This is a genomic window from Marinococcus sp. LNHM3E3-2.2, assembly GCF_056034385.1.
The window spans coordinates 418,161-431,166 of record NZ_JBQLIC010000002.1 but is presented as its reverse complement, the minus strand read 5'-3'; the positions used below and the strand labels follow the sequence as shown (position 1 = coordinate 431,166).

The 13,006-nt window shown below is 51.7% G+C and carries 14 protein-coding genes and 1 pseudogene; 1 reads left to right on the top strand and 14 read right to left on the bottom strand.

The features are described from left to right. Nucleotides 1-53: 53 nt before the first annotated feature. The 13 genes and pseudogenes from ACTRXF_RS04725 to ACTRXF_RS04665 form a co-directional block, all read right to left on the bottom strand. On the bottom strand, nt 54-542 hold the full coding sequence (locus tag ACTRXF_RS04725) for a VOC family protein (protein ID WP_474278047.1): 489 nt from the start codon (nt 540-542) through the stop codon (nt 54-56). Between the two features lie 73 nt (nt 543-615). Further along, nucleotides 616-1,866 (bottom strand): dihydrolipoamide acetyltransferase family protein, encoded by a 1,251-nt coding sequence (locus tag ACTRXF_RS04720; RefSeq protein WP_474278045.1) that lies wholly within the window; start codon nt 1,864-1,866, stop codon nt 616-618. A 17-nt stretch (nt 1,867-1,883) separates the two neighbouring features. Then, complete coding sequence (locus ACTRXF_RS04715) at nt 1,884-2,918, bottom strand: alpha-ketoacid dehydrogenase subunit beta (RefSeq protein WP_474262303.1); 1,035 nt, start codon at nt 2,916-2,918, stop codon at nt 1,884-1,886. Beyond that, nucleotides 2,918-3,931 (bottom strand): thiamine pyrophosphate-dependent dehydrogenase E1 component subunit alpha, encoded by a 1,014-nt coding sequence (locus tag ACTRXF_RS04710; RefSeq protein ID WP_474262304.1) that lies wholly within the window; start codon nt 3,929-3,931, stop codon nt 2,918-2,920. The genes ACTRXF_RS04715 and ACTRXF_RS04710 overlap by 1 nt, the downstream gene beginning before the upstream one ends. Before the next feature lie 194 nt (nt 3,932-4,125). Further along, on the bottom strand, nt 4,126-4,251 hold the full coding sequence (locus ACTRXF_RS04705; protein ID WP_474278121.1) for a helix-turn-helix domain-containing protein: 126 nt from the start codon (nt 4,249-4,251) through the stop codon (nt 4,126-4,128). A 96-nt stretch (nt 4,252-4,347) separates the two neighbouring features. Further along, nucleotides 4,348-5,013: pseudogene (locus ACTRXF_RS04700) on the bottom strand (sigma 54-interacting transcriptional regulator); the annotation flags it as partial. 11 nt (nt 5,014-5,024) lie between these two features. Then, complete coding sequence (locus ACTRXF_RS04695) at nt 5,025-5,906, bottom strand: GAF domain-containing protein (protein WP_474278043.1); 882 nt, start codon at nt 5,904-5,906, stop codon at nt 5,025-5,027. Between the two features lie 109 nt (nt 5,907-6,015). Then, on the bottom strand, nt 6,016-6,474 hold the full coding sequence (locus tag ACTRXF_RS04690) for a flavin reductase family protein (RefSeq protein ID WP_474262306.1): 459 nt from the start codon (nt 6,472-6,474) through the stop codon (nt 6,016-6,018). A 94-nt stretch (nt 6,475-6,568) separates the two neighbouring features. Beyond that, nucleotides 6,569-7,291, bottom strand: a complete 723-nt coding sequence (locus tag ACTRXF_RS04685; protein ID WP_474262307.1) for a GntR family transcriptional regulator — start codon at nt 7,289-7,291, stop codon at nt 6,569-6,571. 27 nt (nt 7,292-7,318) lie between these two features. Beyond that, nucleotides 7,319-8,074: a glucosamine-6-phosphate deaminase gene (gene nagB, locus ACTRXF_RS04680; RefSeq protein ID WP_474262308.1), complete on the bottom strand. Its 756-nt coding sequence runs from the start codon at nt 8,072-8,074 to the stop codon at nt 7,319-7,321. After that, nucleotides 8,071-9,276, bottom strand: coding sequence for an N-acetylglucosamine-6-phosphate deacetylase (nagA, locus tag ACTRXF_RS04675; RefSeq protein WP_474262309.1), 1,206 nt, complete (start codon nt 9,274-9,276; stop codon nt 8,071-8,073). Before nagA ends, nagB begins: the two co-directional genes overlap by 4 nt. Nucleotides 9,277-9,366: 90 nt before the next feature. Next, a complete protein-coding gene (locus ACTRXF_RS04670; protein WP_474278041.1) occupies nt 9,367-10,326 on the bottom strand; it encodes a 2-hydroxyacid dehydrogenase in 960 nt (319 codons plus the stop codon). 548 nt (nt 10,327-10,874) lie between these two features. After that, on the bottom strand, nt 10,875-11,852 hold the full coding sequence (locus tag ACTRXF_RS04665; protein WP_474278039.1) for a 2-hydroxyacid dehydrogenase: 978 nt from the start codon (nt 11,850-11,852) through the stop codon (nt 10,875-10,877). A gap of 105 nt (nt 11,853-11,957) precedes the next feature. On the opposite strand from ACTRXF_RS04665, the gene ACTRXF_RS04660 reads away from it, so the two are divergent. Continuing rightward, nucleotides 11,958-12,146, top strand: coding sequence for a CsbD family protein (locus ACTRXF_RS04660; protein WP_474278037.1), 189 nt, complete (start codon nt 11,958-11,960; stop codon nt 12,144-12,146). A 40-nt stretch (nt 12,147-12,186) separates the two neighbouring features. Here the strand turns inward: ACTRXF_RS04660 and ytvA are convergent, their stop codons facing one another. Continuing rightward, nucleotides 12,187-12,966, bottom strand: coding sequence for a YtvA family blue-light photoreceptor (gene ytvA / locus ACTRXF_RS04655; RefSeq protein ID WP_474278035.1), 780 nt, complete (start codon nt 12,964-12,966; stop codon nt 12,187-12,189). Nucleotides 12,967-13,006 lie beyond the last annotated feature (40 nt).

The following is a 13,006-nucleotide window of genomic DNA, read 5'->3' as shown; positions in this document are numbered from 1 at the left end:
CATCTGTACAGAATAACATTGATCAGCCGGAAAGGGCACCTCATGCAGACAGCTTATGGGCTGTCCATGTTTCCATAAGTGACTTCGGTGCTGTGGGAATAAAGCTCGATGATATTGCCGAACGGGTCCTCCATATAAACAAGCCGGTACGGCTTTCCCTTTCTCGGGTGCCATGTCCTGCTCCGGCGTTTTCCTCCCTCCGATTCAATTTGTACAGCCGTTTCTTCTACATCAGAAACAAGAAGGCACAGGTGAAAAAATCGCTGCTGCCACGGCGGGCTCTGTTTCAGATCAGGCTTCGGGTCAACAAATTCAAACAGCTCGAGTCCCACCTGGTTGTCCGTAGTCAGATGAGCATTGCGCATTTCTTTCACCTCTTCGCCGAGAAGATCCATTGTCATATTCGTGGAAGCATCGTCCGTCTCCTCAGCTTTCGCCGTGAATGGGCCGGCCAGAAGCTCAAAATCCAGCACCCGCGTGTACCATTCGACCGCTGCGTCAATATCCGGCACGGTTAAACCGATGTGGGTAATTCCAGTCATAAACTCCCTCCTTTGTCATACAAAAGCCGTTCCCATTATGGAAACGGCTTAACCCTATATGGGGGAAAACGTATTAGAAAAACAACCGGTGCGGATTCTCTAAAATACCGGTAAGCTCTGCGAGAAACCGCCCGGCCGGTTCGCCGTCGAGGGCGCGGTGATCAAATGTCAGGCTGAGCGGCAGCAGCTTTCGCTCCATTGGAATGCCTTCGTGAAACTGTACCCCGTCCTGGACGGCTCCGACACCCAGTATAGCCGCTTCCGGTGTATTTAAAATCGGCGTAAAGTATTCGACACCGGTCGAACCAACATTCGTAATCGTAAACGTGGAGCCCTGCATATCTTCAGAAGCTAGCTGGTTTTCCCTTGCCCCGTGCCCGAGCAAGCGGATGCTCTCACCAATCTCCCGCACTGATTTGGCTTCGGCATGAAAAATGACCGGCACCATGAGGCCTTCTGTCAATGCGGCCGCTATTCCCAGGTGCACATGATCATAGCGGTAAAGCGTGCCTTCCTGAAACGAAGCGTTCGCTGCCGGATGCTTTCGGAGAGCCAGTACTGCTGCTTTGGCAATGAACGCAGTCAGTGTCATCGTTTTCGCTTCCCCGTTCTGTTCAAGCTCGGCATTGGCCTGCTTCTGCATCTGCAGCAGCTCGGTAACATCTGCCTTTCTCATCAGCGTAAGCTGGGCACTTTCCTGCAGGCTCTGCTGCATACGGTCGGCAATGACTTTACGCATTCCTTTAACAGCCGTCACCTGAGTCGTGTCGAGCGATGGATTGGCTGATGCCGGTTCGCTTTGCGGCAGAGCAGTGCTTTCTTCCTCGCCACCGGATTCTACTAGTGCTTCCACATCCTTCTTGGTAATTCGTCCTTTCGGTCCGGTGCCTTCAATGTTTTCTACCGGAATACCGTGCGCCGATGCCAGCTTTTTAGCGGCTGGAGATACGCGCACGCGCGATTCAGCCTGAGGCGCATGATTTATTTCCCGGGAAATAGCCGGTTCTTCTGCGACCGTTTCTGCCGGTTCCGGGGCCGCCGACGCCGGCTCTTCTTTGGCTGACGTGCTTTCTGCTATTTGTTCACCGGGCTCTCCCATGTAGGCAATCACCTGACCAACCGTCAGCGTCTCGTCTTCTGCGGCGGTGATTTTGAGCATCTGACCGTCTGCAGGAGCCTCCACTTCATTTGTGATTTTATCCGAGCTGACCGTTACAATCGACTCCCCTTTTTTAATATCGTCTCCTTCTTTTTTCAGCCATTCGGTAATGGTGCCTTCGTTCATACTCATTCCAAACTTCGGCATTACGATCTCTGTGGCCATACTGTCCCTCCTTCCGTTTACATAGTCATCGCAGTATCTTCACCAGTAAGCTCCATGACGGTTCGGACGATGGTGTCCGCCGACGGCAGATACAGATCCTCGAGGACCGGCGAAAACGGCACCGGAGAATGCGGAGCGGTAATCCGTTTAATCGGTGCATCGAGGGAATCGAATCCCTTATCTGCGACCATCGCTGCAATATCGGTCGCTACGTTACAGCGCGGGGTCGCTTCGTCCACGACAATTAAATGATTGGTTTTATCCACTGAAGCTAAAATCGTCTCTTCATCCAAAGGCGAAAGGCTTCGCGGATCTACAATTTCCGCCTGAATGCCTTTGGCCGACAGCTGCTCTGCCGCTTCAAGCGCGGTATGCACCTGCTTGCCGATAGCAACGATCGTGACGTCACTGCCCTCGCGCTTAATGTCCGCTTTGCCGAGATCGGTCTTGTAATAGCCTTCCGGCACTTCGCCTTTCATATTGTAGAGCGTTTTATCTTCAAAAAAGACAACCAGGTCATCATCTTCAATTGCTGCGATCAAGAGCCCCTTCGCTTCTGCCGGCGTGGAAGGAACGACTGTTTTAAGCCCCGGTATTGCGGTAAACATCCCATACAGACTCTGCGAATGCTGGGCCGCAGCCCGAAAGCCCGCTCCATGCATCGTCCGGATGGTCAGCGGCACCTTCGCTTTACCACCGAACATATAACGCAGCTTCGCCCCCTGGTTCATGACCTCATCGAGGCAGCTGCCAATAAAGTCGTTAAACATCAGCTCCGCCACCGGGCGCATGCCGGTTGCTGCTGCACTGACGGCCGCGCCGACATAGCCTGCTTCTGCAATCGGGGTATCGAGAATGCGGTCCCTCCCGAATTCCTGCACCAGCCCCTGCGTGACACCCATGACCCCACCCCAGGCTTCCTCGTCCTGCAAATGATCGACGGCCGCGCCGCCGGCTACATCTTCACCCATTAAAATAACGTTTTTATCTCTTCGCATCGTTTCGGCAAGTGCTTCATTAATTGCATCAGAAAAGCTGATGGTCCGTCCCATTACGACTCCCTCCCTGTATTCGTGTAATCCACATACACGTCAGTTATTAAGCTGCCGGCATCCGGGTAATCACTGCTTTCTGCAAATTCGACCGCGGCCTGGATGGAGGCTTTCACCTGTTCATCCAGCTTGTTCAGGCCCTCCTCGTTAGAAAGGTTGTGTTGGAGCATATACTGGCGGAACTGTAAAATCGCGTCTTTATCCTTCAGATGCTCTTCGCGCTCCTCCGAGCCTTTATATTTCTGGGCATCGCCTTCAAAGTGACCGTAGTTCCGGTACGTTTTACATTCAATCAAGGAAGGGCCTTCACCGTTTCTTGCTCTTTCGACCGCCCTTGCTGCCGCTTCGTATACAGCCATTGCGTCTTTGCCATCAACAATTTCTCCCGGGATGCCGTAAGAAGCTGCCCGGTCGGCGATATTTTCACAGCTCGAGGCGTAGGAAAATGGAGTCGCTTCAGCGTAGCCGTTGTTTTCGGCAACAAAGATGACCGGCAGATTCCAGATAGCCGCCATATTAATCCCCTCATGGAATGTGCCGTGGTTATTGGCCCCGTCTCCAAAAAAGCAGACCGCCACGCCTCCCGTGTTCTGCAGCTTCGCTGTCAGGCCGGCGCCAGTAGCGAGCGGAAAACCGCCGCCAACGATGCCATTGGCCCCGAGCATGCCTTTACTAACATCAGCAATATGCATTGAGCCGCCTTTACCGTTGCAAAGCCCGGTTTCTTTTCCATAAATCTCAGCCATCATACCGTTCAGATCACACCCCTTCGCGATGCAGTGACCGTGCCCGCGGTGAGTGCTTGTGATGCTGTCTTTGTCATTCAAGTGCGCGCATACGCCGACCGCCACCGCTTCCTCTCCTGCATACAAATGAACAAATCCCGGCAGCACTCCTTTGCTGAACGTTTCATGGACAGTATCTTCAAAATACCGAATTTCAGACATTTTTTGATACATCCACATGGCCTGATGGGAATCCATCGTCTGTGTTCTTGTGTTGGACGCTTCCATACTGATCCTCCTTTAATATTCATTTATTGCAGGCAAAAGAAGCCTGCGGGCGTTCTCGCCCTAAACACTTGCAAGTTTTGTGCCAACAATATCTACGTTATTTTCAGGCAGTCGCTTCAGTTTCAGGCTTTTGCTCCACAAAAAAATGAGACAATCCGGAGCATCATGCTCCGGATTGTCTCATTTTGTCGCAATTATTCCAGCCCATATTTTTTCAGCTTCCGGTAAAGCGTGCTTCTCGCCATCCCAAGCAGCTTTGCCGAAGCCGCTACACGGCCGCTGCAGGCCTCAAGCGCCTGTTCGATCCGCTCGCACTCCATCTGCTCCCGGTAAGTAAACCGGCTCGTCGTGAGCTGCCGGGCTTCCGGGGCAGAAAGAAAAGGATCAAGGAGCACGTCCATCGGCACAATTCCTTCATAATACGTATACATACGCTCCAGTACATTAAAGAGCTCCCGGATGTTTCCCGGCCATTCGTAGCCGGCCATCTGGGCCAGCAGCTGTTTCGGCCAGGTGGTGCTCCATCCCTGCTTCTCTGAAATGTAGCGGATCAGCTCCGGCAGATCCTCCATCCGCTCTCTGAGCGGCGGCAGCGTGAGCGGATACACATAAATGCGGTAATACAAATCTTCCCGGAAATTTCCTTTCTGAACCAGCTCGGTAATATGCTTGTTGCTTGCAGTAACAAGCCGGAAGTTAACCGGGATGGAGTCTCTGCTCCCAACCGGCGTGACCCTTTTCTCCTGTAGCACACGTAAAAGTGCCACCTGGGCTGCCGGGGAAATTTCAGAGATTTCGTCTAAAAAGAGGGTGCCGTTTTTCGCTTCCCGGATTTTCCCCTCGGAGCCTCCCCTCCTCGCCCCGGTAAATGCGCCGCTATCGTAGCCGAACAGTTCGCTTTCGAGCAGGTTTTCCGGAATAGCCCCGCAGTTTACTGCGATAAACGGACCATTTCGGTATTCACTATTGTCATGCAAGAGTCTTGCCATAACTTCCTTGCCCGTCCCGGTCTCACCGAAAAGATGAACGGAGACCGATTGTTTGGCAGCCTTTTTCACCTCCGCGATCGTTTGTTCAAAGGCCGGGCTTACCCCTACGGCTTCCCCCCGGAAGAAAGGCCGGGCCGGTGGAACCTTCTTTTTTCCACCTCCGTACGCACAGGCTGATACCGATAACCGAGCAGCCGGCGGGTGGCTGCAGAATAGATTGGGACTGCCAGTCGGCTGATAGCCGGATCATTTCCCTGCTCCTCTTCCTTCCATTCCGGATGGCGGTACACTTCGGTTCCATAAGCATTCGTCAGCAAATACGGTGTGAACGTATGGTCGCCTGCGAGGGCGTATTGAAGCAGCTCGATTTCCTGCTGACGGAGCTTTTCCTGCCAGGAGCGCTCAATCGCAAATGCTGCTGAAACGACCGTGCCCATAATTTGTTCTTTCTGCGTAAAACCAAAGGGACTCGACATATCAAGCACGCCAAGGATGCCCCCTTTGCCGTCGTATACCGGTACTGCTGCGCATTCCCAGCTTTTGGAGGCTTTAGAGTAGTGCTCTTCTTTGACGACCGCAATCGGTTCCCCTGTAGAAAGACTGGTCCCGATGGCATTCGTCCCTACCGCCCGGTCGGTCCAGGTAACGCCCTCTCCAAAATGAATGCTTGAGGCATGAGCAAGAGCCTGCCGATGCCCGTTGATGTACAGCACTTTGCCTTGTTCATCCGTAAGCAGAAGCAAAAGCTTCATGCTCTCACAAAATTCCTGCAGCTGCCGAAGCATTGGATCTGCCGCTTCCAAGTACATTTCCCGTTCTTTTTTGTAGGCCAGCCACTCCTTTCGTTCCGGCAGCTGGCCGATGCCTCCAGCTGGATCGACTCCTTCCCGTGCGCATATATGCCATGACTCTGCGATCCGCTTTTCCATCCGTGTACGGTCCAGTATTCCCGTCTCCGACCACCGGTTCCATTCCGCTTTATTCACGATTCGCACCTCTCTTTTGAAAGCGTTTTCTTACATATAATGTAGCACGCCCTTCCTGGAGAAAAAAGAGTCGGAATATAAAAAAACACCCGGCCGAAAGCCGGATGATTTATTCCATATAGCGGTATTTGCCTTCAAAATAAACGAGCGGTGCTTCATCCTGGACCGTCACATTTTCCACGGAACCGATAAACAGTGTGTGATCCCCTGCATCGACTTCGTTATATTTCGTGCAGGCAAGCTGCGTGATGGCTCCTTCAATGACCGGACGGTCTTCAAACCGCTCAAAGCTCACCTCTGCGTCTTCTTCTGTCTGGCGGGCAAAGTAGCGCGATACTGCCTCCTGGCCGTTGCCAAGAACACTGATGGCAAACTGATCTGCTTCCTGCATATATTCGTGCATCGATGCCGTTTTCGCCACGGAAATGAGAATCAGCTTTGGTTCAAGTGAAACAGACATGAACGCGTTTGCCGTCATGCCATGAACTGTTCCTTCAAGCTCCGTCGTAAGCACCGTAACACCGGTCGTAAATTTGCCCATGGCTGCTTTAAACAATCGATCATCCATTTGTGCGGCCTCCCTCATTATCAGCTAATCGTTATCCTGCGAGCATTTTAACGTAAATCAGCCCAGAAAACCAGGAAAGCCGCTTCGGCCGCCCTTACCGCGGCATATGAATACGGAACTTGTACCGATCCCCCCGGTAGGAAGAAATAACGTGTTCAAACGGTTCCCCATCCGCAGTATACGTAGTCCGGGAGATTAAAAGAACCGGGGCTCCCGGTACAATGCCGAGAAGCTCTGCTTCGCGCTCCGACGCAAGGGATGCCTCAAGGGACTGATCGGCGGACCCAATTATGATGCCGTAATCCTGCTCAAGCCGGTTATAAATAGAGCCTGATGCCGATTCTTCGCCAAGGCCGGGAAACATCTCTGCATTCAGATAGGAATTCTCTAGCGCCATCGGCTTATTATCCGCGAGTCTAAGCCGCTCCATCCTGTAGACCGAACCGCCTTTCAGCTGAAGCAGTCTCGCTGTTGCCGCGTCCGCTTCTTCCATTTGAAACAGCTGCAGCTCGCTGCTTGCCTTCATGCCGCGCGCCTTCATATCCTCGGTAAAGCTCGTGAGACCTTGAAGCATCTGTTCAATCTTAGGTTCAGCCACAAACGTTCCTTTGCCCTTTTCCCTTGTCAGCAGCTGCTCGCTTACAAGCTCCGTCACCGCCTGGCGGACCGTCATACGGCTCACATCAAATTCTTCAGCAAAAATACGCTCGGACGGAAGCATATAGCCTGGAGGCCATTCGCCACTCTCAAGCTTTCCACGGATCATTTCCTGTATTTGATAATAAATCGGCAGCGGGGATTTTTTGTTAATTTTCATATACGGCATCCTCCCGTTTTCACGTTTTCACCCGGTAAAGCGCCGCAACACTTCTGCGGGGACATCCGCCAGCGCTTCTTCGTCAGCAATCACCGTTACACTGGAGTGCTTTTTCAGTACGGAAGCCGGGAAGTCTTCCTGCACCTCTCCTTCTAACAGACGAAGAAGGGCTTCTTTTTTACGTCTGCCAAACACGAGCAAAAGAATCTCACGGCTGTCCATAATGGTTTCAATTCCCATAGTTACCGCCTGTGTTGGAACGTCCTTAATACTCAAAAAAAATCTGGCGTTGGCCTCTCTCGTTGACGGCTTCAATTGTATCACATGCGTCCGGCTTGAAAAGGAGGTGCCGGGCTCATTAAATCCAATGTGGCCGTTTTCACCAATGCCGAGAAGCTGCATATCAATGCCCCCGGCTGCAGCAATTTGTTTTTCATAGCGCCTGCATTCCTGCTCCAGGTCATCGGCTGTTCCGTTCGGAAGGTGCGTCTGTTCCGGCTGCAGCTGCAGCGGCTGAAAGACTTTGTGCTGCATGTATGCATGATAGCTTTGCGGATGGTCTTCCGGCATACCGGCATACTCATCAAGGTTAAATGTCGTAACACGGGAGAGATCCAGGCCCCCGCGGTCATAGATTTTCTTCAGCTGCTGATACGTACCCTCAGGCGTACCGCCGGTAGCCAGCCCCAGCACACAGTCCGGTTTCTCCTGCACTTTTCCGGCGATCATTTCTGCCGCATGCACGCTCAATGCTTCTCTGTCAGTCACACGGATAAGCTTCACGGCTTCACTTCTCCTTTCTGTTCAGGCGCAGCGACGCGTCCGCGGCACCAGACCTTCTGTATATGCATACTGTCGTCCATCCAGACAATATCGGCATCCTTTCCAGCCTGAATGCTGCCTTTCCGCTCCGCGAGTCCTATTTCATGCGCGGCGTTCCAGGAGGTCATGCGCACCGCTTCCTCACGGCTGCAGCCTGTAAACGCCTGAATATTGCGGAAGCCTTGATCCATCGCAAGCATGCTGCCGGCGATCGTGCCGTCTGCCAGATACGGCTTGTCTCCGGCCACCGTTACCTGCTGGCCGCCGAGATCGTACGAACCGTCCGGCAGATTTTTAGCCCTCAGGGAATCAGTAATAACACAGATTCGCCCGGGACCGGCTGCCTGATAGGCAAGCTTGACCATGTCCGGATGGCTGTGGACGCCGTCTGCGATAATTTCAACGGTAAGCTCCGGATTTAAAAGCGCTGCGGCAGCAACGCCGGGCTCCCGGTGATGCAGCCCGCTCATGCCGTTGTACAAATGGGTAATGTGCGAAAGACCATTCTCTACTGCCTCGTCCACAAGCGCTTTAGAGGCGTTCGAATGCGCTGCGGAAGCGACGACCCCGATGCTTTGCAGGTGAGCGGTCAGCGTAAAGTCCGGATCATGCTCCGGAGCCAGTGAAACAATCCGAATTGCGTTTCCGGAAGCACGGCGCCACGTTTCAAACAAATCCACCGAAGCCGGGACCATGAATTCAGCCGGCTGGGCACCGGCTTTGGAAGGTTCAAAAAACGGGCCTTCAACGTGTGCACCTGCAATCTCCGCCTGGCCTTCTCCCGTCATGGCTTTCCGGTGTTCAGCCACTGCTTCCAGGGCTTTTGTAATCTCCTCGCTCTTCTGGGTAATCGTAGTTGGAAGAAAAGCTGTTGTACCTTCAGCCGGCAGCACCCTGGCCATTGTTTCCAGTGCCTCCGCAGTACCATCCATCGCGTCTGCTCCCTGGACGCCGTGAATATGCATATCAATCATTCCCGGTATAAAGAAGCCCCGGGAGCCGTCCACCATCGCTGCCCTCCGACGTATTTCCTCTGGCACTTCCCGCAGGCTTTCCATGCTTCCTGTCCGGTGGATTGCCTGCCCGCGGATCCAGATGAACTGATCGTTTGAGGTACGGTCTGCGTTTACAATAGTCGCTGAACATATAATAGTATCTTCCACTGCGAGTCCCCTCCTTTTCTATATCGTACCAGTATAAAATATAGTTGTCTATACCAATTATGCCAAAAAAACAGGAGCCTCTCTCCTGCTTCACAGCTGATCCTGAGGCTCCTGGCCGTTCAATACCTGCAGCACATTTTCCGCCGCCCGCAGCGACATATTGTTTTCATTTTCTTCGGTGAAGGAGCCAATATGCGGAAGCGTCACTACATGTGGAAACGAGAGCAGTGGATGGTCGGACGGAACCGGTTCCTCCGAAAATACATCCAGACCGGCACTCCGTATCCACCGATTTTGAAGCGCTTTGACAAGCGCCGGTTCATCTACGACGCCTCCCCGCGACCCATTAATAAATACAGCTGACGATTTCATCCGTTGAAAAGCTGCTTCGTTCATTAAATGATACGTTTCTTTGGTAAGCGGCGTCATCGTACAGACAAAATCCGATTGTTCAAGCAGCGGCTCAAGTTCTGTCCACGAGGCGCCGTATTTTCCCTCCGCTTCGCGCTTTCGCGAACGGTTGTAATATAAAACGTTCATATCAAAGCCAAAACGGGCCCGTTTAGCAATTGCTTCCCCAATGCGCCCCATGCCAATTATACCGAGCGTCCGGTGGTGCACGTCCACACCGAAATAATCATCCGGGAGTGTATTCTGCCACCTCCCGTCTTTAACGTAGCGGTCGGTTTCCGGAATGCGTCTGGCCGCCGCCAGCAGCAGACCGAAAATAGCGTCTGCCGTCGTATCGTTTAACACTTCCGGCGTATTGGAAGCATATATGCCCCTGGCTTTTAAAGCTTCCAGATCCAGATTATCGTAGCCAACAGAAACGTTGGCGGCAATACGGAGATTTGGAGCCTGTTCCAGAAAATCTTCATCGATTTCATATTCGATACCGATAATGGCTGCAGCCTCAGCCATCGTTTCGCGGAACTCCGGATCTTCGAGCGTTTCGCTTTGTTCAAAATACCGGACTTCACACACTTCTGCCAGTTTTTCACGGGCCTCTCTGCTGACCCGGTTGTATGCAGCGACTAATGGTTTTTCCATACATAATCTCCTTTCATCCCATTTTCAGTGATTTTCACTGTTTGTTCACTGATAGCTCCTTTATAAGCTCATTTTCTTTAAAAACGATGTTTTATCATCGTTTTGTCCTGGGAATAGTCCCTGTACAATCTTCAAAAGAAAGGGGCATTTTCATGTTATTTATTGAAGCCCGCAAACGCATGCAGGAAGACCTTATCAAAAACGGGGAACAGCAGGTCAAACAACCAAAACAGGCTGCGAAGCGCAAATTCCGTAAACGGAAAAGCAGCTGAAACCAAACTTCATGATTACAACGTCCTTCAACAGGGTATTCGTTAAGTAAGAATTTGAAGATGGAGGACGTTATCTACTATGAGAAAACTAATTAAAATGGCTGTCAAAGTTGGACCTTTTGTTTATCCGTATGTACGAAAATGGTGGAAAAACCGCAAACAAAAGCGCTGAAATCATGAAGCGCTCATATAAACGCTGAAAAAGACAGCCGTTCTCGCACATAGAGGGCGGTTCTTCTTATGTCCAAAACCGCCTCCTGTCTGCCACCGGGGCGCCTACTTTCTGCCTTTACCCCATGCCTGTTCATTGACGAGGGCTTCCGGCTTTTCACCCTTTAAGGCTTTTACGCACTGCTCAGCTGCCTCCATGTACATCGCTTCCCGGGTTTCTGTCGTACCGGTGCCGATATGAGGAAGCAGCGTCACTTCGGGCATCGTGAAAAACGGGTGATCCGATGGCAGCGGTTCCTCTTCAAATACATCGAGCCCTGCCGCGAAAATCTCTTTTTCCCGGAGTGCCGTGATCAACGCCTGTTCATCCACTACAGATCCGCGCCCGCCGTTCAGAAATACCGCTGTTGATTTCATTTTCCGGAAAGCATCTGTACCCAGCATTTGCCTGGTTTCACTGGTTAGCGGCAGCAGTACCATCACCACATCCGACGAAGCGAGCAGATCATCGAGCTGCTCATAGACGGCTCCAGTTTCTTTTTCCGCCTGTTCATGCCGTGAACGGTTATAGTAGCTGACCTCCATCCGGAAGCCTTCCTTTGCCCGGCGGGCGACTTCTTTTCCTATGCCTCCCATGCCAATGATACCGAGCTTTTTATGATGAACGTTCAAGCCGAACCATTCCTTCGGCGCGTTCCGGTCCCATTCTCCGTTTTTAACAAGCTCATGCATTTCCATCAAACGCCTCGAAGCGCCGATCATCAGCCCAAACATCGTGTCCGCCATCGTATCGATAACTGCCGAGGGAGTGTTTGTAACTACAATGCCCCGGTCTGTCAGCAGACCGACGTCAAGGTTATCCACCCCGGCTGAAGCGTTGCTTACTACCCGAAGCTCCGGCGCTTTATCCAACAGCTCCTGATCGACAGGCAGTCCTGCTCCGATAAGCGCCTCCGCGTTCGGCAGCACCTCCATAAATTTTTCCCGTTCTTTGTTCGGACGGATCACATGAAGCTCCGCCCTTGCTTCGAGGTACTCCCGGACATGCTCCGGCGGATTCGTATAGGCAATAATGACAGACATACAGGTGTGCTCCTTTGCATACGTATTTTTGTGGAATCATTTGTTTTATCCCAGGCGTCACCGGGAATATTCCCAGTACGAACCTAATACAGGAGGTATTTATTTATGGCAGATAAAAAAGGCTTCAGCGATAAAGTAAAGGGCGTTGTTAATAAAGTAAAGGGTGAAGCTAAGGATCAGGCAGGCAATGCCAAGGACGACCCGAAAATGCAGCGTGACGCCAAGAAAGATAAAGTAAAAGGCGAAGTACAGAACAAAGCCGGGGACGCCAAAAGAGAGGACGAGGAAAAATAAGCAGCATTGGTAAAGCCGGAATGCTAAAGATTCCGGCTTTTTACGTTATGCCGAGCTCCTGCAGCATTTCTTTCACCGTAGCTGCGGTCCGCAGATAGGAAAGCGAAATGTTCTGCGATGTGAAATCCATTGAAAGCTCCGGCCTGATCCCGGTTACAATCAGCTCTGATCCGAGAAGTCGGAGCAGGTGATGCAGATTCATAATGCCGTCGGCCACCTGCTCGTCGTACTCATCCATGCCGGAAAGATCAAAAATCAGTTTTTCATAATGGATATTTCCATACGCTTCGGAAATTTTATGAAAGATCATTTCAAACCGTTCATAGGACAAATCCCCGACCACCGGGAGCACAGATATTTTTTCTGTGATCGGCACGATTGGCGTTGAGAGCCGGTCCACCTGACGCTCGCTTTTGTCCAGATCGTCTTCGTATTTTTTCTGCCGGGTAATGTCGCGCTGGACACCGAGAAAATACAGACGGTTCTCCATATAAATGGGCTCAATATAAATCTCATTCCAAAACGGCGTGCCGTCCTTCTTAAAATTTTCGAGCTCGAGGACGTATTCCTCCCGGGCTGCCACCGCACGTTTCATATTTTCTATTGCCTGCTCGTTTCGGTTCTCCCCCTGAAGAAAACGGCAGTTATATCCTACGCTTTCTTCGTACGTATAACCGGTAACATCGGTAAAGCCCCGGTTCACATAAACGATGGGGTTATCCTCTTTATTCGGGTCTGTGATAACCAGTCCGACCTTCGAATGATCGATCGCTTTTAAAATTAACGAGTCTGTTAAAATATCATCGTTAAACTCATCCATGACGCGTGCAATCCTTTCCCAATCCGAGTGTTTATTATGT

Coding starts and splice junctions, on each gene's coding strand:
- ACTRXF_RS04725 (WP_474278047.1), bottom strand. CDS start 542: ATGACTGGAATTACCCACATCGGTTTAACCGTGCCGGATATTGACGCA.
- ACTRXF_RS04720 (WP_474278045.1), bottom strand. CDS start 1,866: ATGGCCACAGAGATCGTAATGCCGAAGTTTGGAATGAGTATGAACGAA.
- ACTRXF_RS04715 (WP_474262303.1), bottom strand. CDS start 2,918: ATGGGACGGACCATCAGCTTTTCTGATGCAATTAATGAAGCACTTGCC.
- ACTRXF_RS04710 (WP_474262304.1), bottom strand. CDS start 3,931: ATGGAAGCGTCCAACACAAGAACACAGACGATGGATTCCCATCAGGCC.
- ACTRXF_RS04705 (WP_474278121.1), bottom strand. CDS start 4,251: ATGGAGTGCGAGCGGATCGAACAGGCGCTTGAGGCCTGCAGCGGCCGT.
- ACTRXF_RS04690 (WP_474262306.1), bottom strand. CDS start 6,474: ATGGATGATCGATTGTTTAAAGCAGCCATGGGCAAATTTACGACCGGT.
- ACTRXF_RS04685 (WP_474262307.1), bottom strand. CDS start 7,291: ATGAAAATTAACAAAAAATCCCCGCTGCCGATTTATTATCAAATACAG.
- ACTRXF_RS04670 (WP_474278041.1), bottom strand. CDS start 10,326: ATGGAAAAACCATTAGTCGCTGCATACAACCGGGTCAGCAGAGAGGCC.
- ACTRXF_RS04665 (WP_474278039.1), bottom strand. CDS start 11,852: ATGTCTGTCATTATTGCCTATACGAATCCGCCGGAGCATGTCCGGGAG.
- ACTRXF_RS04660 (WP_474278037.1), top strand. CDS start 11,958: ATGGCAGATAAAAAAGGCTTCAGCGATAAAGTAAAGGGCGTTGTTAAT.
- ytvA (WP_474278035.1), bottom strand. CDS start 12,966: ATGGATGAGTTTAACGATGATATTTTAACAGACTCGTTAATTTTAAAA.